21 protein-coding genes and 2 pseudogenes are annotated in these 25,155 nt (G+C 71.4%); 5 read left to right on the forward strand and 18 right to left on the reverse strand.

Features of this window, described 5'->3' with window-relative positions:
* Positions 1-28 precede the first annotated feature (28 nt).
* The 3 genes from ACWIHT_RS37640 to lipB form a co-directional block, all read right to left on the reverse strand.
* Positions 29-229, reverse strand: coding sequence for an SCO2195 family GlnR-regulated protein (locus ACWIHT_RS37640; protein ID WP_019075886.1), 201 nt, complete (start codon positions 227-229; stop codon positions 29-31).
* Positions 230-496: 267 nt separating this feature from the next.
* Positions 497-1,462, reverse strand: a complete 966-nt coding sequence (gene lipA, locus ACWIHT_RS37645; protein WP_456172960.1) for a lipoyl synthase — start codon at positions 1,460-1,462, stop codon at positions 497-499.
* A gap of 105 nt (positions 1,463-1,567) precedes the next feature.
* The gene (gene lipB, locus ACWIHT_RS37650) at positions 1,568-2,365 is read right to left on the reverse strand and encodes a lipoyl(octanoyl) transferase LipB (RefSeq protein WP_456172961.1); all 798 of its coding nucleotides are present in this window, start codon (positions 2,363-2,365) and stop codon (positions 1,568-1,570) included.
* A gap of 282 nt (positions 2,366-2,647) precedes the next feature.
* Here lipB and ACWIHT_RS37655 point away from each other — a divergent pair, with 282 nt between their 5' ends.
* Positions 2,648-4,084: a regulator gene (locus ACWIHT_RS37655; protein WP_456172962.1), complete on the forward strand. Its 1,437-nt coding sequence runs from the start codon at positions 2,648-2,650 to the stop codon at positions 4,082-4,084.
* 76 nt (positions 4,085-4,160) lie between these two features.
* On the opposite strand, the pseudogene ACWIHT_RS37660 reads toward ACWIHT_RS37655, so the two are convergent.
* The 3 genes and pseudogenes from ACWIHT_RS37660 to ACWIHT_RS37670 all read right to left on the reverse strand — a co-directional run.
* Positions 4,161-5,123: pseudogene (locus ACWIHT_RS37660) on the reverse strand (FAD-dependent oxidoreductase); the annotation flags it as partial.
* Between the two features lie 669 nt (positions 5,124-5,792).
* Positions 5,793-6,179 (reverse strand): annotated as a pseudogene (locus tag ACWIHT_RS37665) (NAD(P)-binding protein); the annotation flags it as partial.
* Between the two features lie 210 nt (positions 6,180-6,389).
* A complete protein-coding gene (locus ACWIHT_RS37670; RefSeq protein WP_456172963.1) occupies positions 6,390-7,286 on the reverse strand; it encodes a TIGR01777 family oxidoreductase in 897 nt (298 codons plus the stop codon).
* 73 nt (positions 7,287-7,359) lie between these two features.
* Between ACWIHT_RS37670 and ACWIHT_RS37675 the strand changes: the two genes are divergently transcribed.
* On the forward strand, positions 7,360-7,848 hold the full coding sequence (locus ACWIHT_RS37675) for an N-acetyltransferase family protein (RefSeq protein WP_456172964.1): 489 nt from the start codon (positions 7,360-7,362) through the stop codon (positions 7,846-7,848).
* A gap of 1 nt (position 7,849) precedes the next feature.
* On the opposite strand, the gene ACWIHT_RS37680 is transcribed toward ACWIHT_RS37675, so the two are convergent.
* Positions 7,850-9,034 (reverse strand): MarP family serine protease, encoded by a 1,185-nt coding sequence (locus tag ACWIHT_RS37680; protein ID WP_456172966.1) that lies wholly within the window; start codon positions 9,032-9,034, stop codon positions 7,850-7,852.
* Between the two features lie 188 nt (positions 9,035-9,222).
* Between ACWIHT_RS37680 and ACWIHT_RS37685 the strand changes: the two genes are divergently transcribed.
* A complete protein-coding gene (locus tag ACWIHT_RS37685; RefSeq protein ID WP_456172967.1) occupies positions 9,223-10,053 on the forward strand; it encodes a peptidoglycan recognition protein family protein in 831 nt (276 codons plus the stop codon).
* Positions 10,054-10,206: 153 nt separating this feature from the next.
* On the opposite strand, the gene ACWIHT_RS37690 is transcribed toward ACWIHT_RS37685, so the two are convergent.
* Complete coding sequence (locus tag ACWIHT_RS37690) at positions 10,207-11,337, reverse strand: lipid II:glycine glycyltransferase FemX (RefSeq protein ID WP_456172968.1); 1,131 nt, start codon at positions 11,335-11,337, stop codon at positions 10,207-10,209.
* 191 nt (positions 11,338-11,528) lie between these two features.
* On the opposite strand from ACWIHT_RS37690, the gene ACWIHT_RS37695 reads away from it, so the two are divergent.
* Positions 11,529-11,759 carry a hypothetical protein gene (locus tag ACWIHT_RS37695; protein WP_456172970.1) on the forward strand — a complete coding sequence of 77 codons (231 nt, stop codon included), beginning with the start codon at positions 11,529-11,531 and terminating at the stop codon, positions 11,757-11,759.
* Positions 11,760-11,785: 26 nt separating this feature from the next.
* On the opposite strand, the gene ACWIHT_RS37700 is transcribed toward ACWIHT_RS37695, so the two are convergent.
* From ACWIHT_RS37700 to ACWIHT_RS37725, 6 genes are all read right to left on the reverse strand, one after another.
* Positions 11,786-12,040, reverse strand: coding sequence for a hypothetical protein (locus ACWIHT_RS37700; RefSeq protein WP_456172972.1), 255 nt, complete (start codon positions 12,038-12,040; stop codon positions 11,786-11,788).
* Between the two features lie 3 nt (positions 12,041-12,043).
* Positions 12,044-12,571, reverse strand: a complete 528-nt coding sequence (locus ACWIHT_RS37705; protein ID WP_456172973.1) for a carboxymuconolactone decarboxylase family protein — start codon at positions 12,569-12,571, stop codon at positions 12,044-12,046.
* Positions 12,572-12,637: 66 nt separating this feature from the next.
* On the reverse strand, positions 12,638-13,159 hold the full coding sequence (locus tag ACWIHT_RS37710) for a DUF4240 domain-containing protein (RefSeq protein WP_019075872.1): 522 nt from the start codon (positions 13,157-13,159) through the stop codon (positions 12,638-12,640).
* Positions 13,160-13,302: 143 nt separating this feature from the next.
* Positions 13,303-14,304 (reverse strand): helix-turn-helix transcriptional regulator, encoded by a 1,002-nt coding sequence (locus tag ACWIHT_RS37715; protein ID WP_456172975.1) that lies wholly within the window; start codon positions 14,302-14,304, stop codon positions 13,303-13,305.
* Between the two features lie 127 nt (positions 14,305-14,431).
* Complete coding sequence (gene aceE, locus ACWIHT_RS37720) at positions 14,432-17,143, reverse strand: pyruvate dehydrogenase (acetyl-transferring), homodimeric type (RefSeq protein ID WP_456172976.1); 2,712 nt, start codon at positions 17,141-17,143, stop codon at positions 14,432-14,434.
* Between the two features lie 275 nt (positions 17,144-17,418).
* Complete coding sequence (locus tag ACWIHT_RS37725; protein WP_200716894.1) at positions 17,419-18,042, reverse strand: GntR family transcriptional regulator; 624 nt, start codon at positions 18,040-18,042, stop codon at positions 17,419-17,421.
* 254 nt (positions 18,043-18,296) lie between these two features.
* On the opposite strand from ACWIHT_RS37725, the gene ACWIHT_RS37730 reads away from it, so the two are divergent.
* Entirely contained in the window at positions 18,297-18,953 is a 657-nt protein-coding gene (locus tag ACWIHT_RS37730; RefSeq protein WP_456172978.1) for a hypothetical protein, read from the forward strand.
* 81 nt (positions 18,954-19,034) lie between these two features.
* Here ACWIHT_RS37730 and sucB read toward each other — a convergent pair whose 3' ends face one another.
* The 4 genes from sucB to ACWIHT_RS37750 all read right to left on the reverse strand — a co-directional run bounded on the left by sucB (position 19,035) and on the right by ACWIHT_RS37750 (position 25,119).
* Entirely contained in the window at positions 19,035-20,834 is a 1,800-nt protein-coding gene (gene sucB, locus ACWIHT_RS37735; RefSeq protein WP_456172979.1) for a 2-oxoglutarate dehydrogenase, E2 component, dihydrolipoamide succinyltransferase, read from the reverse strand.
* 57 nt (positions 20,835-20,891) lie between these two features.
* The gene (lpdA, locus tag ACWIHT_RS37740) at positions 20,892-22,280 is read right to left on the reverse strand and encodes a dihydrolipoyl dehydrogenase (protein ID WP_019075829.1); all 1,389 of its coding nucleotides are present in this window, start codon (positions 22,278-22,280) and stop codon (positions 20,892-20,894) included.
* Between the two features lie 304 nt (positions 22,281-22,584).
* Complete coding sequence (locus ACWIHT_RS37745) at positions 22,585-24,102, reverse strand: leucyl aminopeptidase (RefSeq protein ID WP_456172980.1); 1,518 nt, start codon at positions 24,100-24,102, stop codon at positions 22,585-22,587.
* Between the two features lie 240 nt (positions 24,103-24,342).
* On the reverse strand, positions 24,343-25,119 hold the full coding sequence (locus tag ACWIHT_RS37750; protein ID WP_456172982.1) for an adenosylcobinamide-GDP ribazoletransferase: 777 nt from the start codon (positions 25,117-25,119) through the stop codon (positions 24,343-24,345).
* Positions 25,120-25,155: the final 36 nt, after the last annotated feature.

A 25,155-nucleotide genomic window follows, 5' to 3' on the forward strand; every position in this document is an offset into this window, starting at 1 on the left:
ACGACGGCGGTGCCCGGAGGAGGGGGAGTCAGGAGTGCGAGGTGAGGGACTGTTCCAGGACGAGCTGTGCCTCGACGCGGTCCTTGGCGCGGCGGCGGTCCTCAAGGACAGAGGTCCAGGCGTTGCGGCGGGCGGTGCGCTGGCCGCCGCTCATCAGCAGCGACTCGACGGCGCGCAGGGCGTCGGTGACGGACGGGATGGCGGTGGCGCGGACGGGTGCGGCCTGCATGGTGGAGGTCCCCCCTCGGAACGGCTCTGGGTATGGGGCTACGTGCTGTAAGTCGAGTGTCACTGTTTGGTGTTACCAGGGCGTGACCGACCGGTCAAACGCCAATGAAACCTTGATGCGGAGGGCCGAAACGCTGACGCGGCCCTGATGAACGCCCTCAACTGGGAGGACGGTCAGGACCGCGCCGACGACGGGTGCTACTGGCGGGTAGCCGCTTGTGCGCGAATTCACACGACAGTAAAGCGGATGTGGTCTGCGGATGTGGTCTCAGACCGCCTGCGAGGCCACGTACGCGCCACGCTTCTCGATGGCCATCTGGTAGAGGCGACCGGCACGGTACGAAGAGCGCACCAGTGGGCCGGACATGACACCGGAGAAGCCGATCTGCTCGGCCTCCTCCTTGAGTTCGACGAACTCGTGCGGCTTCACCCAGCGCTCCACGGGGTGGTGACGCACCGAAGGCCGCAGATACTGCGTGATCGTGACCAACTCGCAGCCCGCCTCGTGCAGTTGGCGCAGCGCCTCGCTGACCTCCTCGCGGGTCTCGCCCATGCCGAGGATCAGGTTCGACTTGGTGACCAGACCGTAGTCGCGGGCCTCGGTGATGACCTTGAGGGAGCGGTCGTAGCGGAAGCCGGGGCGGATGCGCTTGAAGATGCGCGGGACCGTCTCGACGTTGTGCGCGAAGACCTCGGGTCGGGACGAGAAGACCTCGGCGAGCTGCTCCGGCACCGCGTTGAAGTCGGGGGCGAGCAGTTCGACCTTCGTGCGGCCGCCCTCGCGGGACTCCGTCTGCTGGTGGATCTGACGGACCGTCTCGGCGTACAGCCAGGCGCCGCCGTCCGCCAGGTCGTCGCGGGCGACGCCGGTGATCGTGGCGTAGTTGAGGTCCATCGTGACCACGGACTCGCCCACGCGGCGCGGCTCGTCGCGGTCGAGGGCCTCGGGCTTGCCGGTGTCGATCTGGCAGAAGTCGCAGCGCCGGGTGCACTGGTCGCCGCCGATGAGGAAGGTCGCCTCGCGGTCCTCCCAGCACTCGTAGATGTTCGGGCAGCCGGCTTCCTGGCAGACCGTGTGCAGGCCCTCGCTCTTCACGAGCGCCTGCATCTTCGTGTACTCGGGACCCATTTTCGCCCGGGTCTTGATCCACTCGGGCTTGCGCTCGATGGGGGTCTGGGCGTTCCGGACCTCCAGGCGCAGCATCTTGCGTCCGTCTGGGGTGACTGCGGACACATCGGCTCCCTGTAGCTTCGATTCTTCGGCGTACACCAGGGTACGCCCGTGATTTCAGGCCCCCGTCTTGAGGCCAACCGCAGAGCGGAAAGTCACATTCCCGGGTCAGGCGGTCGCCTTCTCGATCTCCCGGGGCTTCAGGTCCGCGTGCTCCAGTACGTCCTTCAGATGACGCTCGACCGCCGGCAGCACCTCGTCGATCGTGAGGTCCCGGCCCAGCTCGGCCGCGAGCGACGCCACGCCCGCGTCGCGGATGCCGCACGGGATGATGCGGTCGAACCAGCGGTTGTCCGGGTTCACGTTCAGCGCGAAGCCGTGCATCGTGACGCCCTTGGCGACGCGGATGCCGATCGCGGCGATCTTGCGGTCCTCGCGGCGCTGGCCGGCGTTCGAGGGCGCGTACTCCGGGCCGTTCATCCGGGGGTCGAACTCCTCGTCGTGCAGCCGGGGGTCGAAGTCCAGGGACAGCCCGCCGATCGACGGCCGCTGCTCCACCGGATCGCCCAGCACCCACACCCCGCTGCGCCCCTCGACCCGGCTGGTCTCCACGCCGAACTCCGCGCAGACGCCGATCAGCGCCTCCTCCAGCCGCCGTACGTGCGCGACGACGTCCACCGGGCGGGGCAGCTTCTGGATCGGGTAGCCGACGAGCTGGCCGGGGCCGTGCCAGGTGATCTTGCCGCCGCGGTCGACGTCGACGACCGGGGTGCCGTCGAGCGGGCGCTCGTTGTCCTGCGTGCGGCGGCCCGCCGTATAGACCGGCGGGTGTTCGAGGAGCAGCACGGTGTCCGGGACCGCGTCCTCGAAGCGGGCCGCGTGCACCCGGCGCTGCTCGTCCCACGCCTCCTGGTACTCGACGGCGTCCGCGCCGAACCCCATCCGGACGAACCGCAACTCACCCACGGCAAGCGCCTCCCTCACAGCACCCACGAGTCGTAAGGCACGAAACATGCCTACGCCACTGTACGACCGACCGCTGACAGCCCACCGGGCGGCCGGGACCGTCAGCCCTACGACCAATCCTCACACGATCGGATGAATGCACGTCGGAATGTGCGACGAGCCGCTTACGCTCCGCTACATTCGCGCCGTTCACGAGGCCAAAAGGGCTGCTCACAGGCAATCCGGGCAGCAGGGGTCGCATCGGCCTCTGTGAGGCCCGAAAGGCAGGAGACCGCACCGCAGATGACGGAACGACCCGCGCAGCGCACTCCCAACCGTCAGCTCGCCGCGCTCATCGCAGAAGCGGGGTTCTCCAACGCAGGTCTCGCCCGTCGCGTGGACCAGCTCGGTCTTGAGCACGGACTCGACCTGAGATACGACAAGACGTCCGTCACCCGATGGCTGCGCGGCCAGCAGCCCAGAGGCACCACCCCCGCCCTCATCGCCGAGGTCTTCACCCGCCGCCTCGGACGTCGGCTCACCGCGCAGGACCTCGGCCTCGACGCCTGCGCGCCGGTGTACGCCGGGCTCGAATTCGCCGCGACCCCCGAGGAGGCCGTCGACATCGTCAGCGGGCTGTGGCGCAAGGACTCCGGCAGCCACGCCGAGTTGCGCAAGATCGCCTTCACCCCGGCCGGTCTCGTCGTGCCCAGCCGGGACTGGCTGATCGGCCGCGCCGACGACCGGGTCGGCCGCGCCGAACCCGCGAACCGGGTGCCCCCGCAGGGCCGCCCCGCCGTACCCCGCCAGCGCGGCGCGGCCGAACGCGGCCCCGGCCAGAAGGTCACCGGCGGCGACATCTCCGCGCTCCGCTCGGTCGGCGAACTCTTCCGCACCCTCGACAACGCCTACGGCGGCGGCCACGCCCGCCAGGCCCTCGTCCGCTACCTGGAGCACGAGACCGAGCCGATGCTGCGCGGCACCTACGGCGAACAGACCGGCCGCCGCCTGTTCGCCGCGGCGGCCGACCTCACCCGGCTCGCGGGCTGGACGTCGTACGACATCGCCGCGCACGGGCTCGCCCAGCGGTACTTCGTGCAGGCGCTGCGGCTCTCGCAGGCGGCGGGGGACCGGGCCTACGGCTCGTACGTCCTCATGACCATGAGCAGGCAGGCCGTGTACCTCGGGCACGGGCGCGAGGCCGTGCAGCTGGCGCGCGTGGCGCAGCAGGGGGTCGGCACCAGCGCGCCCCCTGTCGTACAGGCGCTGCTGCACTCCGTGGAGGCGCGGGCGCACGGGGTGCTCGGCGAGGTGCGGGCGTGCACCTCCGCGCTCGTCCGGGCCGAGCGCGCCCTCGAAACGGCGCGCGCCGGGGACGAAGTCCCTTACTGGGCACGGTTCTTCGACGAGGCCCAGCTCGCCGACGAGTTCGGGCACGCGCACCGGGACCTTCAGCAGTTCCGGGCCGCGGCGCAGCACGCGGAGCGCTCGCTGCAACTGCGGGCGCCCGCGTTCGCCCGCAGTCGGCTGTTCTGTCGTGTTGTTCTCGCCTCCGCCCGGCTCGGGCTGGGTGAGCTCGACCAGGCCTGTGCGCTGGGGGCGGAGGCGGCGGGGCAGGCTGCGGAGATGCGGTCGGTGCGGGCGATCGAGTATGTGCGCGACTTCGAGCGGCGGCTTGAGCCGTACAAGGACGCTGCGCCGGTGCGGGGGTATCGCGACAAGGTCGCGGCGTTCGGATGAGACGAGGGGTGCGGTTCGGGGGACTGCGCGGGTCCGTTGTGGCTGGTCGCGCAGTTCCCCGCGCCCCTAAAAGACTTCAGGCGGCCTGAGTTGTGGGGATCGGGTCCGCCTTGTGCATCGAGCCTGTCGCGCTCATGTCCTTCAGGATCGCCTTCGCCGCCCGGTGGCCGGAGTGGAGCGCCCCCTGCACCGTGCTCGTGTCCCGGTGGTCGCCGCACACGTACAGGCCGGCCAACAGCCGTACGGGGCGCCGTAGATCATGCGGTGGGCGCATCGCCGGGACGGCCTCGGCGGTGTGGTGGACGGCGAGGGTCTCCCAGCGGGCGGTCGAGGTGCCGTAGAGGCGGGACAGGTGGGTGCGTACGGCGGTCTCGACGTCCGGCGGGGGTGGGCCCAGGACCGTCGAGGAGACGAGGGCGCGGCCTGCGGGTGCGCGGGTCGGGTCGACCTCGCTGACGATCGCGGTGTGCGCGACCGGGCCGCCGCGGTCGGAGTCGACGAGCAGGGCGGCTCCGGTCGTGGGCGGGTCGTCGGTCGTGTGGTGCACGACGGTCACCTGGTGGAAGTCGGGTACGCGCAGGCCGGGCAGGAGTTCGGCCGCCGCGCGCGCGTCCGTCGCGACGAGCACGGCCCGGCAGTGGATCTCGCCGTGCTCGGCGGTGGTCACCGACGTCGTCGATACGGCGGTGACGCGTACGCCGGTGTGCACGGTGCCCGGCGGCAACGCGGCGGCCAGCACCTCGGGCAGCATCTCCGCGCCGCCCTCCGGCAGGCACAGCCGCCCGCCCGCGAAGGCGCGCAGCGCCAGGTCGGCGCACCGGCTGGAGGTGGTCAACTCCGGGTCGCACAGCAGCGCGGCGAGCAGCGGGCGCAGGAACCCGTCGATGGTCCGCGCGGGCACCCCGCGTGCCGCGAGCGCCTGGCCGGCGGGCAACTCGGGGCGGGACAGCAGCCGTTCGACCGGCGTCGCCGCGAGGCGCGTGAGCGCGGCCCCGAGCCGGGCCTGGTCGACGGGGCCGCCTAGGGGGGCGCCGGTCCGCGGCCTGGGCACGGCGGCGACCCTCCGGGTGTCCACGGGACGGTCCTTGAGCGTGGGGCCGCCCCAGGAGGAGTCCGTACGGTCCGTACGGTCCTTGTGAGCCGGTCGGCCTCGGGAGCCTCCCGCGCGGTCGGCGGCGGCCGTCCCGCCGCCCCGGGGTGCGCCCGCCGCCCGGTCCCTGAACGCTCCCCAGGAAGCGCCCGTCAACCCACCCCGGGACGCGATCCGGTCCTTGGGCGCGGGCCCGGCCGAGGGGGTCCTGGTCCGGTCCGTGAGCGTCGTACCGTCGCCGGAGGTGCCTGTCCGGTCGGCGTGGGTTCCGGCTCGGTCGTTGGTGGTGCTTGTCCGGTCCGTATGGGTTCCGGCCCGGTCGTTGGTGGTGCTTGTCCGGTCGGCGTGGGCTTCGGCCCGGTCGTTGGTGGTGCCTGTCCTGTCCCCGGCGGCTCCTGCCCGGCCCCCGGTGGAGCCTGCCCTCCCCGCGGGGGCCCCGGCCCGGTCGCCGGGTGTTGCCCTGTCCCCGTCCCTGGGTGTCGTTCCGGTCCTTGGGGCGTTCGGTCCGTTTCCCGGTGCCGCCGCGGCCCAGGCGACGCCCCCGCGCCCGCGTGCCACCGGCCCGCCCCAGAAGGAGCTCCTCCGAGGCGATTCACCCCGTACGGACCCCGTCCGCACCCGCGGCACCACCCCCGCCCTGGGGGCGCTCGCCAGGGCGCGTACCGCGTGGAGTGCGCCCCATGCGCTCCCTCCGGGCGCCGGGGTGCCCGCGCGGTGGTGGCGGCCGTCGCTGTGGAGGAGGACGCCCGGGGCGAAGGGGCGCAGCACCAGGGCGTCGAGGCCCGGGGTGAGGCGTAGTTCGGGGTATGAGGTGGACAGGAGCTGTCCGATCCGGTCGAGCCGGAAACCGTCGACCTTCTCGGTCGACATACGGCCGCCGACGTAAGGGGCGGCCTCCAGGACTGCGGTCGTTACTCCTGCGCTGATCAGCCGATGCGCCGCGGCGAGTCCGGCGACCCCGGCTCCCACGACGACGACGTCCGCCTGGTACGCGTGCTCAAGCACGTGCCCCTCCTCAGGGTTGCGCGGCCGGTGGAAGCGTCATGCCCCCAACAGCCTCCAGGGATACCCGAGTTCGGGTCGAGGTTAGGGCCGTGATCGGTCAAGGGAAGTCGCGCATACGCAGGGCACGGTCGCACGGCGGTCGCATACGGTCGCCGTGCGTCACCATGCGCCGGTCAGGTCCCAGTCAGATGCCTGTCAGGTTCCGGACGGTCACAGCGCCGCCCGGATCGCCCCCTCGATGTCCGGGAACGCGAAGGTGAACCCCGACTCCAACAGCCGTTTCGGCAGCACCCGTTGACTCCCCAGCACGTCCCCCGACATCTCGCCGAGCACCAGCTTCAGCGCGGGCGCCGGCACCGTGAAGAGCGACGGGCGGCGCAGCACCCGGCCCATCGCGGCCGTGATCTCACGGTTCGTCAGCGGGTTCGGGGCGGTGAGGTTGAAGGGGCCCGACAGGCCATCGGTGTCGATGAGATGGCGGATCGCCGCGACCTCGTCGTGCAGCGCGACGAACGACCAGTACTGCCGCCCGTCGCCGAACCGCCCGCCGACACCCGCCTTGAACAGGGGGAACAGCTTGGCCCACGCCCCGCCGTCCTTCGCCACGACAAGACCGGTCCGCGCGAACACCGTCCGCACGCCCGCCTCCTGGACGGGCGCCGTCGCCTCCTCCCACTCCACGCAGAGGGAGGGGAGGAAACCGTCGCCCGGAGGCGCGTCCTCGTCCACGGCACGCTCGCCCGTCTCGCCGTAGAAGCCGATCGCGCTGCCGTTCACCCACACCCGCGGCGGCCGGTCCAGCGCGGCCACGGCCTCCGCGAGGGCCGCCGTGCCGAGCACGCGGCTGTCGCGGACCGTCTTCTTGTAGGCGTCCGTCCAGCGGTGGTCGCCGACCCCGGCACCGGCCAGGTTGACCACGGCGTCGCAGCCGTCGAGCGCCGCCGCGTCGACGTACTCACCCTCGGGGTCCCAGCACACCTCGTCGGCGCCCCGGGCGGCCCGCCGCACCAGGCGCACCACCTCGTGACCGTCCGCGGTCAGGGACCGCACCAGTGCGCTGCCGATCAGACCGGAGGCGCCGGTCACCGCGATTCGCGAGCGTTCCATGGCGCCCATCCTGCCTCGTTGATCCATAAAAGCCCCATGAGGACGGCACCGCCCCCGTCGTAGTGTGGCCCGTATGTCCGAGCCGTACATACGCACCGCCCTGCCCGACGACGACGAGGAACTCGGCGCCCTGGACCGCGCGACCTGGTCGTACCTGCACGCGGTCATGCCGCGCCCGCAGCCGCCGTACGGCCCCTTCTTCGACGAGCGGCACGCGCCCGAGGACCATCTCGTCGCCGAACTCGACCGCCGGATCGTCGGCTACATCCGGCTGGCCTTCGCCACCCCGCTCGCCTGCAACGCGCACGTCCGGCAGATCCAGGGGCTCGCCGTCGCCGAGGAGGCGCGCGGGCACGGGGTCGGCCGGGCGCTGATCCGGTCCGCCGTCGAGGAGGCCCGGCGGCGCGGCGCCCGACGGCTCACCCTGCGCGTGCTCGGCCACAACACCCCGGCCCGGAAGCTCTACGCGGCCGAGGGGTTCGCGGTCGAGGGCGTGCTGCCGGAGGAGTTCCTGCTGGACGGGGAGTACGTCGACGACGTGCTGATGGGCCGCGCGCTGTGACCTACGAGGTGACCAGGTCGCCCGTGTCGACCTCGGCCGTCGCGGTCGCCGCTCGTCGCGCGTCCCCGGAGACCTCGTCGGCCGTCAGCACGTACCCCGTCTCGTCGTCCGAGGTGGAGCGGGCGAAGACCACGCCGTAGACCTTGCCGTCGGTCGTCAGGAGCGGGCCGCCGGAGTTGCCGGGGCGGACCGTGGAGCGGATCGAGTAGATCTCACGGGTGACGGTCCCGTCGTTGTAGATGTTCTGCCCGGTCGCGTTCACACGGTTGGCGACCGTCGCCGCCTGGAGGTTCAGGTCACCGTCCTGCGGATAGCCCGCGACCACGGCCGAGTCGCCGCGCGAGGCGCTGTCGTCGAAGCGCAGGACAGGTGCCTTCAGCCCCGGCACGTACAGCACGGCGACGTCCTTGTTCGGGTCGAAGAGGACGACCCGTGCCTCGTACGACCGGCCGACCCCGCCGATGCGGACGGTCGGGTCGTCGATGCCCGCCACCACGTGCGCGTTGGTCATCACGTGCTGCGGCGCGTACACGAAGCCGCTGCCCTCGCGGCCCTGGGTGCCCGAGGAACCCTCGATCTTCACCGTGCTCCGCTTGGACGCGTTCGTCGCGGCCGCCGTGACGCTGTCGCCGGTGGGCTTGGCGACCGCGGCCGTCGACTCGTTCTCGAACGGGTTGAAGACCTGCGGGAAGCCCGCCTCCGTGAGCGCGGAGGTGGCCCGCGAGAACCACGCGGGTGTCGTGTCCGGCATCAGCTTCTGCACGCTGCCCAGCAGCGTCGAGTCCCGGATCGCCGTCGTGACCAGCGCGGACGAGGAGGCGCCCAGCACGCTCGCGGCCACCCACGCCACGATCATCACCGCCACCGAGTTCGCCGCGGCCCCGCCGATCCCGTCGGCCACCCGCAGCGGCCCCCGGTCCAGCTCCTTGCGCAGCTTCAGCGCCAGCCGCCCCGCCAGTTCGTGCCCCACCACCGCCGGGACCAGCACGGTGAGCACGGCGGTCACCGTCGCCGCCGTCGTCCCCGGTGTCACCAGGTCCATCACCCACGGCAGCACCCACACACCGACGACCGCACCGCCCACGAACCCGGCGAGCGACACACATCCGGCGACGAGGCCGCGCCGGTACCCGGACGCCGCGTAGGCGAGGATCACCAGCAACAACAGCAGGTCGAGCAGGTCCACGGAGCCGCCTTTCTCTCGGAACCCTTAGTACGCGAGGAACGGGCCCACTGATCAGTCACGCGCGCGTGGCCCACGGGAAGCCACCACGCGTGCGTGTACCCCGAGAAACGTGCCGGACCAGGACGATGGTTCCACCGGGTGGCACAGCACACATCGCGGGCGGAGCGTTTCCGGCCGAGAGTGTGATCATGCGTGTTCTGAGAAGAACGCCGGGTGTACGAAGACGCCGGCGACGGGTGCGGATACCCCGCGTACTCCGCGTACCCCGTCCCGCGCTCGTGCTGCTGGCCTGCCTCCCCGGTCTCGCCGCCGTCCTGGCGCTCGCCCTGTGCGCGAACGGCATCGGCCGCCGTGCCACGGCCGCCGTGCACGCCCCCGTCGCGGCCCGCCCCGCCGCGCTCCGGCACACCGCGCCCCAGCCGCGCATCGTGCCCCGCTCCGCCTGGCTCGACGCGCTCTCGCGGCACGCGCAGCCGCCGCCGCGCTACGACGACAAGGTCGTCGCCGTCTTCGTCCACCACACGGATTCGCCGAACGGCTACGACTGCGCGGACGCGCCCCGCATCATCCGGTACCTGTACGCCGGGCAGACCGGCGTCCGGGACTGGGACGACATCGGCTACAACTTCCTCGTCGACCGGTGCGGCACGATCTACGAGGGGCGGGCGGGGGGTGTCGAGCGGGCGGTCACCGGGGCGCACACGCAGGGGTTCAACCACCGTACGGCGGGGATCGCGGCGATCGGGACGTTCACTGCGGGGATGGTGGTGCCGAAGGCTATGACGGATGCGATTGCCGCGCTGGCGGCTTGGAAGTTGGGGCTCGCGGATGTTGATCCGCGGGGTAGGGCTCGGCTCGTCTCCAGTAACAGTCTCAGTCGGTATGCCGCGGGTGCGACCGCTGTTCTTCCCGCGTTGGCGGGGCACAAGGACGGGTACATGACCAGTTGTCCGGGGGCCGCGTTGTTGGGGCGGCTTTCGGGGGTTCGTGGGCTTGCGGCGCGGTTGCAGGGGCGGTGATCTCGCCCCCGCCGCCCCTACCCGTCCCGTCCCCCGGGGGCTGCGCCCCCGGAGCCCCGCTTGGTTCGTTTTCGGGTGCGGGTCCGTTGTGGCTGGGCGCGCAGTTCCCCGCGCCCCTGGAGGCGCGGGCTTCGCCCGCGGCCTCCCCAAGCCCTATCTGCGGCCCAGATAGACCGCCAGCGCCCGTTGCAGCATTTTGCCCTGGGTGCCTACCGGGCGTTCCCATTCGCCGAGGTACTCCACTGCCTGGCCGCCTGCGCCGGTCTTGAAGAGGAGGCGGCCCACCAGGCGGTCCTCGGCTATCAGGGACGGGGTGATGGAGCGGAGGTCGTAGGTGTCGGCGCCTGAGTCCAGGGCCTCGCAGAGCATGCGCCACAACAGGATGCTGCTGGGGCGGAGTTCGCGGCCTCGGCGGCCGGACGCGGGGTAGGAGTGCCAGACGCGGGGGCCGGTGCTGATCATGAGGGCGGAGGACAGGACCTCGTCGTCGTACTCGGCGAGGTAGATCCGGATCCGGTCGGACTCCTCGGCGTTGAGCGCCTGCCACATGCGCCGGAAGTAGTCCAGGGGGCGGGCCTTGAAGCCGTCCCGTTCGGCGGTGGCGCGGTACAGGCGGTGGAAGGCCGGCAGGTCGTCGGACGAGCCCCAGAAGACGCCGACTCCGCCGCCCTCGGCGGTCTGGAGAGACTGCAACCAGTGTGGGGCGAGGCCGCGGCGGAGTTCGTCAACGGACCTGCCGGTCAAGGGGATTCGGCAGCCGTAGCGGGGCTGTCCGACCCCGAAGCCGCTGTTCTCGTTCTCCTTGCAGCGCCGCCAGCCGAGCCGTTCGAGGCGGTCCGCCGCGTCCAGCGCGTACCCGTCGATCCCGTCCGTCGGCAGGTCCCGCAGATGCCGTACGGCGGGGTCGGCGACGCCCGCCGCGACGGTGGCCGCGTCCCAGTGCCGGACCACGAGCGGCGGGCCGATGCGGACCGAGAAGGCGCCCTCCTTCTCCAGGTGTGCGAGGAGCGGGTCCAGCCAGCGTTCGAGGCGCTGGCTCCGCCAGTCGATCGCGGGGCCGTCGGGGAGGTAGGCGAGGGAGCGTCCGGTTCCGGGGAACGCGCGGTACAGCACGAGGGCCACGGCGACCAGCGCGTCCCCCTCGAACCAACCGACGCTCTCCGCCGTCCAGTCGGGCTTCACGTCGGCCCACTCGGGGATCTGTAGATGGCTCGCGTCCGGGTGCAGCCGGAGATGCGCGAGGTGTTCCTCGCGGGTGATCCCCTTCACGTACGGGCTGGTCATGGGCACGGCGCTCCTGTTCGGCGGCGGCCACCGTAGGCCGGGCATCACGGCACGGGTCAAGACCCCAAGTCTGTGAACTGCGCCAACACTTGGTGGCGCGGCGCTCACAGGTTTCTCGCAGGCAACTCACCGGGTCCCCCGAGACAAGCTCCCTATCGTCATGCACACGCACTGACAGGGAGGTGGGGAAAATGAACAACAGTCACACCAACACCACGGAGAAGTCGGCCGGTTGGGCCAAGTCCGCTCGCGGCCCCTGGGCCGTTGTCTGCGCCGTCGCTACCGTCATCCTCGGCCCGGCCGCCGTCACGGCCTCCGCGCTCGACCAGGCCAACGCGGCCCCGATGCACCACGCGGTACGGGCCGACCAGAACCAGGCCTACATCCCGACGGACACGTCACGGCGCCGGACCGCCGCCTAGGGCTCCTGATGAGATGGGCTACCGGGCTACCGGTGCTGCGTGGGTGCGGCGGGGTTCCATCGGTACTGCGCGTCCTCGTTCTTCAGCAGCACGCCGGCCTCGGTCATCCGGTCGAGGATGTCGACGAGCAGCTCACCGAGCGGGTAACCGTCCGTCCAGAACATCCGTTTGACCCCGGCGAAGGACTGGTCCTCCGTGAACACCCCTATGGTCTTTCCGAGTTCGAAGCCCGCCGAGTCGTAGTCGGTCCAGTCGGCCAGCGTGTCCCGCAGTCCGCTCATCGGTCAGCGCCGTCCCAGTTCCCAGTACTGCTCGCCCACCGGGTCGATGTCCACACCCAGGCCGTTCAGCAGGCCGGCCAGCATCGTGTAGTACCCGACCGTCGTGATCAGTTCGACCACCTGACGGTCCGTCAGGTGCTCGCGCAGCGAGCCCAACGTGCCGTCCGTGAGCGTGTGTCGGGCCAACAGCTCCTCCGTCGCGGCCAGCAACGCCGACTCGGCCGCGTCGAACTCGCCGTCCTCCGCCCGGAGTTCGACGACCGCGTCCAACTGCTCGGCCGTCACCCCCGCGCGCAGCGCGATCGGGCGGTGCTGCACGACCCCGTACGCGCAGTCCGTACGCGCCGCCACCGCCACTATCACCAACTCGCGCCACCGCACCGGCAACGACGATCCGAGCACCGCCATCCCCAGGTCGATCGCCGGGCCCGTCAGCTCCGGGGCGTGGGACAGCATGCGGAACGCGTTCAGCGGAGTGGGGAGCTTGTCGAGGGCTTCGGCGGAACGCTCCGGGAACGGTATTCGAGCCACGGTGACCTCACGGGAGTCGGTCTGTCGGCGGACGGGGCACCATCGGCGTACCCCCTTCACCCGTGCTCACTCCTGCCGGAACCTCTCCCGCAGTTTCGGGAAGCGTTCCGCGAGCACGGCCTCGTTCTCCAGGTCGAGCGGCGCCCCGAGCGGCTCGGCGGGCGCCGGTGGAATCCCCAGGTCGGGGGCGACGGTTCCGGTGAGCTGCTCGTACGCCTCGTCGGCCGCGTACCCCAGCTCCTCCCCGTCGCCGTCGATCTCGTCGTCGAAGTCGTCGATGAGGTCGGCCAGCGAGTCGGCGTCGTGCACGGCACCCTCGTAGACCTCGCGGCCCTGACCGATCAGCCAGCACCGGAAGAAGTCGAACGCGTCGTCGCTCGCCCCGTCGAGGAGCACCCACGCGGCACCCCACAGGTCCCAGGTGTAGGCGCGGTTGTAACGGGCCTCGAAATGACGGGCGAAGTCCAGCACCAGCTCCGGATCCAGCAGGAGCAGCCGGTCCACGAGCAGGTCCGCCTGCTCCTCGGGGTCGCCCTCGGCGGCCTCGCGGGTGGCGTCCACCAGCTCCCAGAACTCCGTCTCGTCCATCACGGGTCAAGCATCGGTCCTGGACGGGTGGTGCGCACGTGGAGTACGGCGGATTGTCACCTGGAGAGGGGCAGATCGTTATGGGCGGAACGGCGCCGTCGGCCGGTGGGCGGGTGATCTCCCCGGTGGAGCGGAACGCGTGGTCACGTCCCGTACAGCGCACCCAGCCGCGTCGCGTCGCTCATGAACCGTGCCCGCAGACTCGCCGGAGCCAGCACCTCCACCTCCGGGCCCAGCCCCGCGAGCTGGCCGTGGGCGACCTCCTCGGACTCCACCGGGAGGGTCACCGTCACCCACCCGTCGGCGTCCGCGTGCCCGCCGTCGTTCGGTGCGTCCGCGAGTTCCAGTGCCTCCCGCGCGGCGGCGGGATCGACGGCGTACGGCAGTTGTCGCGCGCCCTCGGGGGAGACCCGTACCACCACCTCCGCCCGCAGGATCGACCGCGCGAACTGCTCCGCCCGGTCCTCCCAGAACGCCGGGAGGTCGAAGTCCTCCCGCCGCGTGAAGCGTTCGTCGGACGGCGCCGCCGGGTCGACCGCCGTGAAACGGTCGATCCGGTACACCCGGAAGGAATCGCGATCGGCCACCCGGGCGCACAGGTACCAGACGCCCGCCTTGAGTACGAGCCCGTACGGCTCCAGCTCCCGTTCGACGTCGGAGTCGCCGCGCCGGTAGCGCGCGACCACCCTGCGGTCGTCCCACATCGCGTCCGCCACGGCGGGCAGCAGTTCGGGAGTCTTGGGCTCCGCGAACCAGCTGGGCGCGTCGAGGTGGAACCGTTGCGCCGCCGCCCGGGAGGCGTCCGACAGGGACGGGAGCAGGGCCGCGGACACCTTCAGGCGAGCCGCCGAGGCGGCGTCCTCCAACCCCATCTCGCGCAACGCGCCGGGTACGCCGCTCAGGAAGAGTGCCTCGGCCTCGCCCCGGGCCAGGCCGGTGAGCCGGGTGCGGTATCCGCCGATCAGCCGGTATCCGCCGGCCCGCCCCCGCTCCGCGTACACCGGCACACCCGCCTCGGACAATGCCTGCGCGTCGCGCGTCACCGTCCGCTCGGACACCTCCAGCTCGCGGGCCAGTTCGGCGGCGGTCATGGAGGGGTGGGACTGGAGCAGCAGCACCATTTTGATGAGGCGGGCAGCGCGCATGGGTTCATGATGGGGGAACTCGCCCCCGCCGCCCCTACCCGTCCCGTCCTCCTGGGGCTCCGCCCCAGACCCCGCTCCTCAAACGCCGGAGGGGCTGATTTTCAGCCCCTCCGGCGTTTGAGGAGCGTTACAGCCCGTAGCGCTCCCGCGCCTCCTTCACCGCCGTCGCCTTTGCTTCGCCGCGCCGCGCCAGCTGGGCCAGCGCCGCCACGACGATCGACTCCGCGTCGACGCCGAAGTAACGGCGCGCCGCGTCCCGCGTGTCCGACAGGCCGAAGCCGTCCGCGCCCAGCGACGAGTAGTCCTGCTCGACCCACTGCGCGATCTGGTCGGGAACCTGCCGCATGTAGTCGGAGACCGCGAGCACCGGGCCCTCCGCCCCGTGCAGCGCCTGCCGTACGTACGGCACCCGCTCCTCGCCCCGCAGCAGCGCCGCGTCCGCCTCCAGCGCGTCGCGCCGCAGCTCGGTCCAGGACGTCGCCGACCACACGTCGGCCGCGACGCCCCAGTCCTCGGCGAGCAGCTGCTGCGCCTTCAGCGCCCAGTGGATCGCCGTACCGGAACCGAGGAGCTGGATGCGCGCAGCGTTGGCGGCGGGCGAAAGTCCCGCCGATTCCGCGGTGTTGAAGCGGTACAGGCCCTTGACGATGCCCTCGTCGATGCCCAACCCGGAGGGCTTCGCGGGCTGCGGGATCGGCTCGTTGTAGACGGTGAGGTAGTAGAAGACGTTCGCGTCCTCACCCTGGGCCGTCTCGCCGTACATCCGGCGGATGCCGTCTTTCACGATCACCGCGACCTCGTACGCGAACGCCGGGTCGTACGACAGCGCCGCCGGGTTGGTCGCCGCGATCACCGGCGAGTGACCGTCCGCGTGCTGGAGGCCCTCGCCCGTCAGGGTCGTACGGCCCGCCGTCGCACCGACGAGGAAGCCGCGGCCGAGCTGGTCGCCGAGCTGCCACATCTGGTCGGCCGTGCGCTGCCAGCCGAACATCGAGTAGAAGATGTAGAAGGGGATCATCGCTTCGCCGTGCGTCGCGTACGACGTCGACGCGGCGATGAAGTCCGCCATCGAACCGGCCTCGGTGATCCCCTCGTTGAGGATCTGGCCGTTCTTGGCTTCCTTGTAGTACATGAGCTGGTCGCGGTCGACGGGCTCGTACGTCTGCCCCTTCGGGGAGTAGATCCCGAGGGAGGGGAACAGCGATTCCATGCCGAAGGTCCGCGCCTCGTCCGGCACGATCGGCACCCAGCGCTTGCCCGTCTCCTTGTCGCGGACCAGGTCCTTGACCAGGCGGACGAAGGCCATCGTCGTCGCCACGTTCTGCGTGCCGGAGCCCTTGTCGAAGGACGCGAACGCCTTCTCCGAGGCGGACGGCAGCGGAGCGATCGCGTGCGTACGGCGGGCCGGGGCCGGACCGCCGAGGGCCGCGCGGCGCTCCTGGAGGTAGCGGACCTCGGGGGAGTCGGCGCCGGGGTGGCCGTAGGGCACCACACCGTCGACGAACTGAGCGTCGGAGATGGGGAGTTCGAGCAGGTCACGCATCTGCTTGAACTCGTCCGTCGACAGCTTCTTCATCTGGTGGTTGGCGTTCTTCGACGCGAAGCCCTCGCCGAGCGTGTGGCCCTTGACCGTCTGCGCCAGGATGACCGTCGGGCCGCCCTTGTGGTCCAGGGCCGCCTTGTAGGCCGCGTACACCTTGCGGGACTCGTGACCGCCGCGCGAGAGGTGGAAACACTCAAGGATCTTGTCGTCGCTCAGCAGCTTCGCCAGCTCGACGAGCGCCGGGTCCTTGCCGAAGAAGTCCTCGCGGATGTAGGCCGCGTCACGCGTCTGGTACGTCTGCACCTGGGCGTCCGGTACCTCGCGCAGCCGTCGTACGAGCGCGCCCGTGGTGTCGAGCTGGAACAGCTCGTCCCAGGCGTTGCCCCACAGGGACTTGACGACGTTCCAGCCGGCGCCCCGGAACTGGGCCTCCAGCTCCTGCACGATCTTGAAGTTCGCGCGGACCGGGCCGTCGAGGCGCTGGAGGTTGCAGTTGATGACGAAGGTGAGGTTGTCCAGACCCTCGCGGCTCGCCAGCGCCAGTGCCGCCGTCGACTCGGGCTCGTCCATCTCGCCGTCACCGAGGAACGCCCACACGTGCGACTGGGAGACGTCCTTGATGCCGCGCGCGGTCAGGTAGCGGTTGAAACGCGCCTGGTAGATCGCGGACAGCGGGCCGAGGCCCATCGACACCGTCGGGAACTCCCACAGCCAGGGCAGCCGACGGGGGTGCGGGTAGGACGGGAGGCCGTTGCCGCCCGCCTCCTGGCGGAAGTTGTCGAGGTGCGCCTCGGTGAGGCGGCCGTCGAGGAAGGCGCGGGCGTAGATGCCGGGGGAGGCGTGGCCCTGGATGTAGAGCTGGTCGCCGGAACCGGGCGCCTCCTGGGATTCCTTGCCCTTGAAGAAGTGGTTGAAGCCGGTCTCGTACAGCCAGGCCGCCGAGGCGAAGGTGGCGATGTGGCCGCCGACGCCGTGTTTCGCGCCCCGGGTCACCATGGCCGCCGCGTTCCAGCGGTTCCACGCGGTGATCCGGCGCTCCAGCGCCTCGTCGCCGGGCGCGGCCGGTTCGGCGGCGGTCGGGATGGTGTTGACGTAGTCCGTCTCAAGCAGCTTGGGCAGCGCGAGGCCGTTGCCCTCCGCGCGCTCCAGCGTGCGGCGCATCAGATACGCGGCACGGTGCGGACCCGCAGCCTTCGTGACGGCGTCCAGGGAGGCCTGCCATTCGGCGGTCTCCTCGGGGTCGCGGTCCGGGAGCTGGTCGAGCTCGCTCGGCTGGATGGCGTAGGGGTCGGTCATAACGCCGCCTTCCTCAGTCGAAGGGGGGTTCCCTCGTCGGCAAGGGGATTTCGGGGGTGCCCTTGGTCTTTGGCAGGACAGGGCGGCGGGCTCTGTGGTGGGAGCCCGTCGGTGACTGTAACTCCCTGATCGATGATCGATCAAAGGTTCCCGGGCAAAATATCTTGATTACGAGAAAGTCGGCACCGCGTGCCTTTTGCGGGGGCACCCGGTGCCGTGATTTTCGCCGATTTCTAGGGAGTTTTCGCAGGTGAGCATAGCTGCGCTCGGGTGCGTCACGGGCGCGGGGCGCAGCCCAGAACGTGCGCCTTCACCAGCTCCGCGATCCGTGGATCCCGGCGGCGGAACGCGGCGACCAGTTCCTCGTGTTCCTCCGCGTACGACTGCTGCACGGTCCCCAGCCAGCGGATCGACAGGGCGGTGAACACCTCGATGCCGAGGCCCTCCCAGGTGTGCAGCAGCACGGAGTTGCCGGCCGCGCGGACCAGCTCGCGGTGGAAACCGACCGTGTGCCGGACCTGGCCCGTGCCGTCCGCCTCGCGGTCCGCCTCGTACAGCGCGGCCACATGCGGTTCGAGCGCCGAGCAGTCCTCGGCCAGCCTCTCGGCCGCCAGCTCCGCCGCGATCGCCTCAAGACCGGCCCGCACCGGGTAACTCTCCTCCAGGTCGGCCGCCGTCAGATTCCGGACCCGCACGCCCTTGTTCGGCGCCGACTCGATCAGCCGCAGCGACTCCAGCTCGCGCAACGCCTCCCGCACCGGCGTCTGGCTGACCTCCAGCTCCGTCGCGATCCGACGCTCCACGATCCGCTCGCCCGGCTTCCAGCGCCCGCTGACGATCCCCTCCACGATGTGCTCGCGGATCTGTTCGCGCAGCGAGTGGACGACGGGCGCGGTCATGAGAGCTCCTTAAGGGCGTTTGACGTTTAGACAATAAGGCCGCACGCCCGCTCGGGAGGAGCGCACGGGGGCGCTTTCATGCAGGTGAGACGAGACTTACACGCTGTCGGGGCAGCGCGCTCTGTAAAGACCCGTACCGGGTCCGGCGCGGAGCCGTCACCGCCGTGTCACCGGCAGAACCGACCTGGCCCCAACGGTGTCGCCGACCGCAGGGGGTGCGGTGAGAGGCACCCCCCGGCACATCGGGGGATGGCATGAACAGTGGACTTGTTCGGAACGCGGGACTCGGACTGATGGCCGTGGCGGCGCTGACCCTGGGGGCGGCGGGGTGCAGGCCGACGCCCTCGCACGCCTCGGCGACGACCGGTACGCCCCTGGGGAACATGTCCGGCACCGTGGCCGGCGGCGGCGGTGCCTGCGTCTTCGTGAAGCCGGACGGCGCCCAGAAGCTCGGCCATGTCGGCTGGGGCTTCCGGATCACCGGCACGAACACGTGGGAGTACGGCGCCGTCGAGAACCCCACCGACAAGCTCTACACCCCGCCGGGCGGCGACATCGGCGCCTGGCACACCACGGGATCGTACGCCCGGATGCTCAGCGACATGTCCCGGGGCGCCCACTATCCCGGGCACTCCACCCACCCCTACAACCGGTACCGCTGCACCGGTTCCTCGACGAGTGACGTGGGCGCGGCCCGCGCCATGGTCGGGCAGGTGGAGGCGCGCGGCTTCCTCGTCGGCTTCGACCCGAGGACCGGGAAGCTCACCTCGCGGGACTGCCTGGACGCGACGTACGACGTGCTGCGCGCGTACCGCACCCGGCATCTGACGCCCGCGCCGAAGCTGGATATCCCGAACCTGTGGGTGGAGACGCTGGTGCTGTGGAGCGACAAGGCGCTGCGGCCGCAATAGGGGCAGGGGCAGGGGGAAACGCGCGGTGCCCCCGCCCGGAGAACTCCGGAACGGGGGCACCGTACGAACGGACCAGGTGGGTTACAGGCCGAGCTCGACCTCGAACTCGCCCGCCTCCAGGATCGCCTTGACGGCCGTCAGGTAACGGGCCGCGTCGGCGCCGTCCACCAGGCGGTGGTCGTAGGACAGGGTCAGGTACGTCATGTCGCGGACGCCGATGACCGTGCCGTCCTCCGTCTCGATGACGGCCGGGCGCTTGACCGTGGCGCCGATGCCGAGGATCGCGACCTGGTTCGGGGGCACGATGATCGTGTCGAAGAGCGCGCCGCGCGAACCGGTGTTGGAGATGGTGAAGGTCGCGCCGGACAGCTCGTCCGGGGTGATCTTGTTCGCCCGGACCTTGCCCGCCAGCTCGGCGGTGGCCTTGGCGATACCGGCGATGTTCAGGTCGCCCGCGTGCTTGATGACCGGGGTCATCAGGCCCTTCTCGGAGTCCACCGCGATACCGATGCTCTCGGTGTCGAAGTAGGTGATCGTGCCCTCTTCGACGTTGATCCGGGCGTTGATGGCCGGGTGGGCCTTCAGCGCCTGGGCCGCCGCCTTCACGTAGAACGGCATCGGGGAGAGCTTGACGCCCTCACGCGCCGCGAAGGAGTCCTTCGCCTGGCCGCGCAGCCGCATCAGCCGCGTGACGTCGACCTCGACGACCGAGGACAGCTGCGCCTGCTCGTGCAGCGCCTTGACCATGTTGTCGCCGATGACCTTGCGGATGCGGGGCATCTTGACGGTCTGGCCGCGGAGGGGAGAGGCCTCCAGGACGGGCGCCTTCTTGGCAGAGGCGGTGGCGGCCGGTGCGGCGGCAGCGGCCGGAGCCGGAGCGGCTGCGGCGGCCTTCGCGGCCTCGGCGGCGGCGAGGACGTCCTGCTTGCGGATACGGCCGCCGACGCCGGTGCCCTTGACGGTGGACAGGTCCACGCCGTTCTCGGACGCGAGCTTGCGCACCAGCGGGGTGACGTAGGCGCCGTCGTCCGTCGCCCGGGCGGCGGCGGGCGCCGGAGCGGGAGCGGCCTTGGCCACCGGAGCCGGAGCGGCGACCGGCGCGGGGGCCGGGGCAGCGGGGGCGACCGGAGCCGGTGCGGCGACCGGGGCGGGCGGCGCGACCGGAGCCGCAGGGGCCACCGGAGCGGGGGCAGGCGCCGGAGCGGCGGCCACCGGAGCCGGGGCCGGAGCGGCCGGAGCCGGAGCGGCCGCCGGAGCGGCACCCGCGGCGCCGACGACGGCGAGCCTGGCGCCGACCTCGGCGGTCTCGTCCTCGCCGACCAGGATCTCCAGCAGCACGCCGGCGACCGGCGAGGGGATCTCCGTGTCGACCTTGTCGGTGGAGACCTCAAGGAGGGGCTCGTCCTCCGCGACCTCCTCGCCGACCTGCTTCAGCCAGCGGGTGACGGTGCCCTCGGTGACCGACTCGCCCAGTGCGGGCAGTACGACGTCGGTACCGGAGGCGCCGGCCGCCGGAGCGGCGGCAGCGGGGACGGGCGCGGCCGGGGCGGGCGCCGGAGCCGCGGGGGCCTCGGCGACCGGAGCCGGAGCGGCCACGGGGGCCGGCTCGGCAGCGGGGGCGGGGGCAGCGGCCGGAGCGCCGGTGCCGTCGTCGATCACGGCCAGCTCGGCGCCGACCTCGACGGTCTCGTCCTCGGCCACCTTGATGGAGGCCAGGACACCGGCTACGGGCGAGGGGATCTCGGTGTCGACCTTGTCGGTCGACACCTCCAGCAGCGGCTCGTCGGCCTCGACGCGCTCGCCCTCGGCCTTCAGCCAGCGGGTGACAGTGCCCTCGGTGACGCTTTCACCGAGCGCCGGAAGGGTTACGGAAACCGCCATGGTTTCGGTTGCTCCTTACGAATTGCGGAAGTCTGTGTCGTCGTCCGACCGAGGGGGTCAGTCGTGGGAGTGGAGAGGCTTGCCGGCCAGTGCCAGGTGGGCCTCGCCGAGCGCCTCGTTCTGCGTCGGGTGGGCGTGGATGAGCTGCGCGACCTCGGCGGGCAGCGCCTCCCAGTTGTAGATCAGCTGGGCTTCGCCGACCTGCTCGCCCATGCGGTCGCCGACCATGTGGACGCCGACCACGGCACCGTCCTTCACCTGGACGAGCTTGATCTCGCCCGAGGTGTTGAGGATCTTGCTCTTGCCGTTGCCCGCGAGGTTGTACTTCAGAGCGACGACCTTGTCCGCGCCGTAGATCTCCTTGGCCTTGGCCTCGGTGATGCCCACGGAGGCGACCTCGGGGTGGCAGTACGTCACCCGGGGGACACCGTCGTAGTCGATCGGGACGGCCTTCAGACCGGCCAGCCGCTCCGCCACCAGGATGCCCTCGGCGAAGCCGACGTGCGCGAGCTGGAGGGTGGGGACCAGGTCGCCGACGGCGGAGATGGTCGGGACGTTCGTCCGCATGTACTCGTCGACCAGGACGTAGCCGCGGTCCATGGCGACGCCCTGCTCCTCGTAGCCGAGACCGGCGGAGACGGGCCCGCGGCCGACGGCGACGAGCAGCAGCTCGGCCTCGAACTCCTTGCCGTCGGCGAGCGTGACCTTGACACCGCTCTCGGTGTACTCGGCCTTCGAGAAGAAGGTGCCCAGGTTGAACTTGATGCCGCGCTTGCGGAACGCGCGCTCAAGAAGCTTGGAGGAGTTCTCGTCCTCAAGGGGGGCGAGGTGCTTGAGGCCCTCGATGATCGTCACGTCGGCGCCGAAGGACTTCCACGCGGAGGCGAACTCCACGCCGATGACACCGCCGCCGAGGATGATCGCGGACTGCGGGACGCGGTCCAGGACGAGGGCGTGGTCCGAGGAGATGATCCGGTTGCCGTCGATCTCCAGGCCCGGCAGCGACTTCGGCACGGAGCCGGTCGCCAGCAGGACGTGGCGGCCCTGGATGCGCTGGCCGTTCACATCGACGGAGGTGGGGGAGGAGAGCCTGCCCTCACCCTCGATGTAGTGCACCTTGCGGGACGCGATCAGACCCTGGAGTCCCTTGTACAGGCCGGAGATGACACCGTCCTTGTACTTGTGGACAGCGGGGACGTCGATGCCCTCGAAGGTGGCCTTGACGCCGAACTGCTCGCTCTCGCGGGCCTGGTCGGCGATCTCGCCCGCGTGGAGCAGGGCCTTGGTGGGAATGCATCCCCGGTGCAGGCAGGTGCCGCCGACCTTGTCCTTCTCGATCAGGGCGACGTCCAGTCCCAGCTGCGCCCCGCGCAGCGCCGCGGCGTAACCGCCACTGCCACCGCCGAGGATCACTAGGTCGAAAACGGTGCTGGCGTCGTTCGCCACGTCACGTCCTCCATGCATGTGCGCCGTACGCCGGTCGTCAGTGACCGCGCGGCGGCTGGTGTCCGGCCGCTCTTTCTTCGGCCCTGTGGTGGGGGCCCTGTCCTGCCGAGCCCATCTTCGCACTTGTCGAGGCCCAACGAGACGCCGGGCCTGGGTGTGAGACGCCACACGCTCACATGAGAGACGTTGAATTGGTGAGACACCTGGGTGCGATCCCCAGGGGCGCGGGGAACCGCGCGACCGGCCAACGACCGGCCCGCGGTCGCCCACGCACCCGAGGCATCGAGCTACCGGGCGCGGAACGTCAGCCCAGATCCCCCGCGGCAGTCAACTCCGCGAGCCGCACCAACGTACGCACGGCGGACCCGGTCCCGCCCTTGGGCGTGTAACCGAACGGCCCCGCCTCGTTGAACGCGGGCCCGGCGATGTCGAGATGCGCCCAGGCGATCCCCTCACCCACGAACTCCCGCAGGAACAGCCCCGCGACCAGTCCGCCGCCCATCCGCTCACCCATGTTGGCGATGTCGGCGGTGGGGGAGTCCATCCCCTTGCGCAGGTGCTCCGGCAACGGCATCGGCCAGGACGGCTCCCCGACCTCCTCCGCCGCGTCGACGATCGCGGAGCGGAAGGCATCGTCGTTCGCCATCACACCGAACGTCCGGCTCCCGAGAGCCAGCACCATGGCACCCGTCAGCGTCGCCACGTCCACGATCGCGTCCGGCTTCTCCGCCGACGCCGCCCACAGCGCGTCCGCGAGCACGAGCCGGCCCTCGGCGTCCGTGTTGAGGACCTCGACGGTCTTGCCGCTGTACATGCGCAGCACGTCACCGGGACGGGTCGCGGAACCGGACGGCATGTTCTCGGCGAGCGCCAGCCAGCCGGTCACATTGACCTCAAGTCCCAGCCGCGCGGCGGCGACGACGGCCGCGAACACGGCGGCCGCACCGCTCATGTCGCACTTCATCGTCTCGTTGTGCCCGGCCGGCTTGAGCGAGATACCGCCCGAGTCGTAGGTGATGCCCTTGCCGACGAACGCGAGGTGCTTGCTCGCCGCCTCGTGCGTGTACGACAGCTTCACCAGCCGCGGACCGGCCGCGGAACCGGCGCCGACGCCGAGGATGCCGCCGTAGCCGCCCTCTTCGAGGGCCTTCTCGTCGAGCACCTCGACCTTGATGCCGTGTTCCTTGGCCGCGGTCTGCGCGACGGCGGCGAAGGCCTCGGGGTCGAGATCGTTCGGAGGGGTGTTGATCAGGTCGCGGGCGCGGTTCAGTTCCTCGGTGACCGCCAGCGCACGCTCTACGGCCGCCTTGAACTCCTTGTCGCGCGGCTTGCCGCCGAGCAGGGCGACCTCGCCGAGCGGGCCCTTGCCCTTCGCGTCCTTGCCGCTGTCCTTGTACGCGTCGAAGGAGTACGCGCCGAGCAGCGCGCCCTCGGCGATCGCGCCGGCGTCGGCCGCGTCGGTGAGGGGCAGCGCGAAGGCGGCCTTCTTGGCACCGGTCAGGGCACGGGCCGCGACACCGGCGGCCCGGCGCAGCGCCTCGGCGTCGTACGCGTCGCCGTTCTTGGGCTCGGCGCCGAGGCCCACCGCGAGCACGAGCGGCGCCTTGAAGCCGGCCGGGGCGGGCAGCTTCGTGATCTCGCCTTCGGCACCCGAGGCGCCCAGGGTCTCCAGGACGCCGGCGAGTTTGCCGTCGTACGCCTTGTCCACGGCGTCGGCGCCCGGTGCGACGACCGGGCCCTTGCCGCCCTTGCCGACACCGATCACGATCGCGTCGGCCCGCAGGCCGGGCGCCGCGGCGGTGCTGAGAGTGAGAGCAGTCACAGTGGTGAATTCTCGCTTCCGGTGTGAAGTTTCCTCGGTCGAACGGGGTGGGTCGACCGGGCCCGGCAACCGACCCTATTTCCGACCTGCGGCGGCGGTGGACACAGGGGGCTGGTGACGGCCCAGAACGGAGCCTACGCGCGTGTGCGCGGTAGGGCGTTCGCGCGGGGGTTCACGTGGCGGAACCGGAGCGGCCGCTTCTCGATCGCGCCGGCGCGACCGACCGCGGCGATCCCGCACTCACCCACCCAGCGAAAGCACCACGAGCGCGGTCGTCGCGGCAGTCTCCGCGAGCCCCCCGAACACGTCCCCGGTAATCCCGCCGAACCGCTGCCGACAGTGCCGCAGAAGAACCTCGGCCGCGACCAGCGCCACCACGAACGCGGGCGCGATCCCATAGGTCCCGAGAGCCACCCCGCACGCCCACCCCACGACCACGATCCCCACCCCCAGGCCCAGTGCCCGACGAACCGGCACCACCCCCGCGACCGCCGCCCCCAGCCCCTCCGGCCGAGCCGCAGGCACCCCGGCACGAGCTGCCCAGGTCAACGCGAGCCGCGCGGCGACCGCGGACACGACCGCCGCGGCCGCCCCCCGCCCCCACGAGTCGCCGTAGAGCTGCGCCAGCACGGCCACCTGGGCGAGCAGGACGAAGACGAGGCTGAGCACCCCGAACGGTCCGATGTCCGACTGCTTCATGATCCGCAGCGCGTCCTCCGCGGGCTTTCCGCTGCCGAGCCCGTCGGCGGTGTCCGCGAGCCCGTCCAGGTGCAGGCCCCGAGTGAGTACGGCGGGCACGGCGACCGTGGCGACCGCGGCGAGCAGCGGGCCCGTGCCGAGGAACAGCAGCAACAGCCCGAGCCCCGCCGAGCACGCACCGACGGCCATCCCGACAACCGGCGCCGCCATCATCCCGGCGCGCGCGGCCTCCCGGTCCCAGCGCGTCACCCTGACCGGGAGGACGGTCAGCGTGCCGAACGCGAAGCGGAGGCCGTCGAGGGGCGGGGTCTTGGACACCGGCGCAGGTTACCCGGCGGTCGACGGGGCGGCCCC

The organism is Streptomyces sp. NPDC002276 (assembly GCF_053891435.1).

Coding starts and splice junctions, on each gene's coding strand:
- ACWIHT_RS37700 (WP_456172972.1), bottom strand. CDS start 12,040: ATGAGCGGACTGCGGGACACGCTGGCCGACTGGACCGACTACGACTCG.
- ACWIHT_RS37715 (WP_456172975.1), bottom strand. CDS start 14,304: ATGCGCGCTGCCCGCCTCATCAAAATGGTGCTGCTGCTCCAGTCCCAC.
- ACWIHT_RS37655 (WP_456172962.1), top strand. CDS start 2,648: ATGACGGAACGACCCGCGCAGCGCACTCCCAACCGTCAGCTCGCCGCG.
- ACWIHT_RS37640 (WP_019075886.1), bottom strand. CDS start 229: ATGCAGGCCGCACCCGTCCGCGCCACCGCCATCCCGTCCGTCACCGAC.
- ACWIHT_RS37695 (WP_456172970.1), top strand. CDS start 11,529: ATGAACAACAGTCACACCAACACCACGGAGAAGTCGGCCGGTTGGGCC.
- ACWIHT_RS37690 (WP_456172968.1), bottom strand. CDS start 11,337: ATGACCAGCCCGTACGTGAAGGGGATCACCCGCGAGGAACACCTCGCG.
- ACWIHT_RS37685 (WP_456172967.1), top strand. CDS start 9,223: ATGCGTGTTCTGAGAAGAACGCCGGGTGTACGAAGACGCCGGCGACGG.
- sucB (WP_456172979.1), bottom strand. CDS start 20,834: ATGGCGGTTTCCGTAACCCTTCCGGCGCTCGGTGAAAGCGTCACCGAG.
- ACWIHT_RS37730 (WP_456172978.1), top strand. CDS start 18,297: ATGAACAGTGGACTTGTTCGGAACGCGGGACTCGGACTGATGGCCGTG.
- aceE (WP_456172976.1), bottom strand. CDS start 17,143: ATGACCGACCCCTACGCCATCCAGCCGAGCGAGCTCGACCAGCTCCCG.
- ACWIHT_RS37670 (WP_456172963.1), bottom strand. CDS start 7,286: ATGGAACGCTCGCGAATCGCGGTGACCGGCGCCTCCGGTCTGATCGGC.
- ACWIHT_RS37710 (WP_019075872.1), bottom strand. CDS start 13,159: ATGGACGAGACGGAGTTCTGGGAGCTGGTGGACGCCACCCGCGAGGCC.
- ACWIHT_RS37725 (WP_200716894.1), bottom strand. CDS start 18,042: ATGACCGCGCCCGTCGTCCACTCGCTGCGCGAACAGATCCGCGAGCAC.
- ACWIHT_RS37675 (WP_456172964.1), top strand. CDS start 7,360: ATGTCCGAGCCGTACATACGCACCGCCCTGCCCGACGACGACGAGGAA.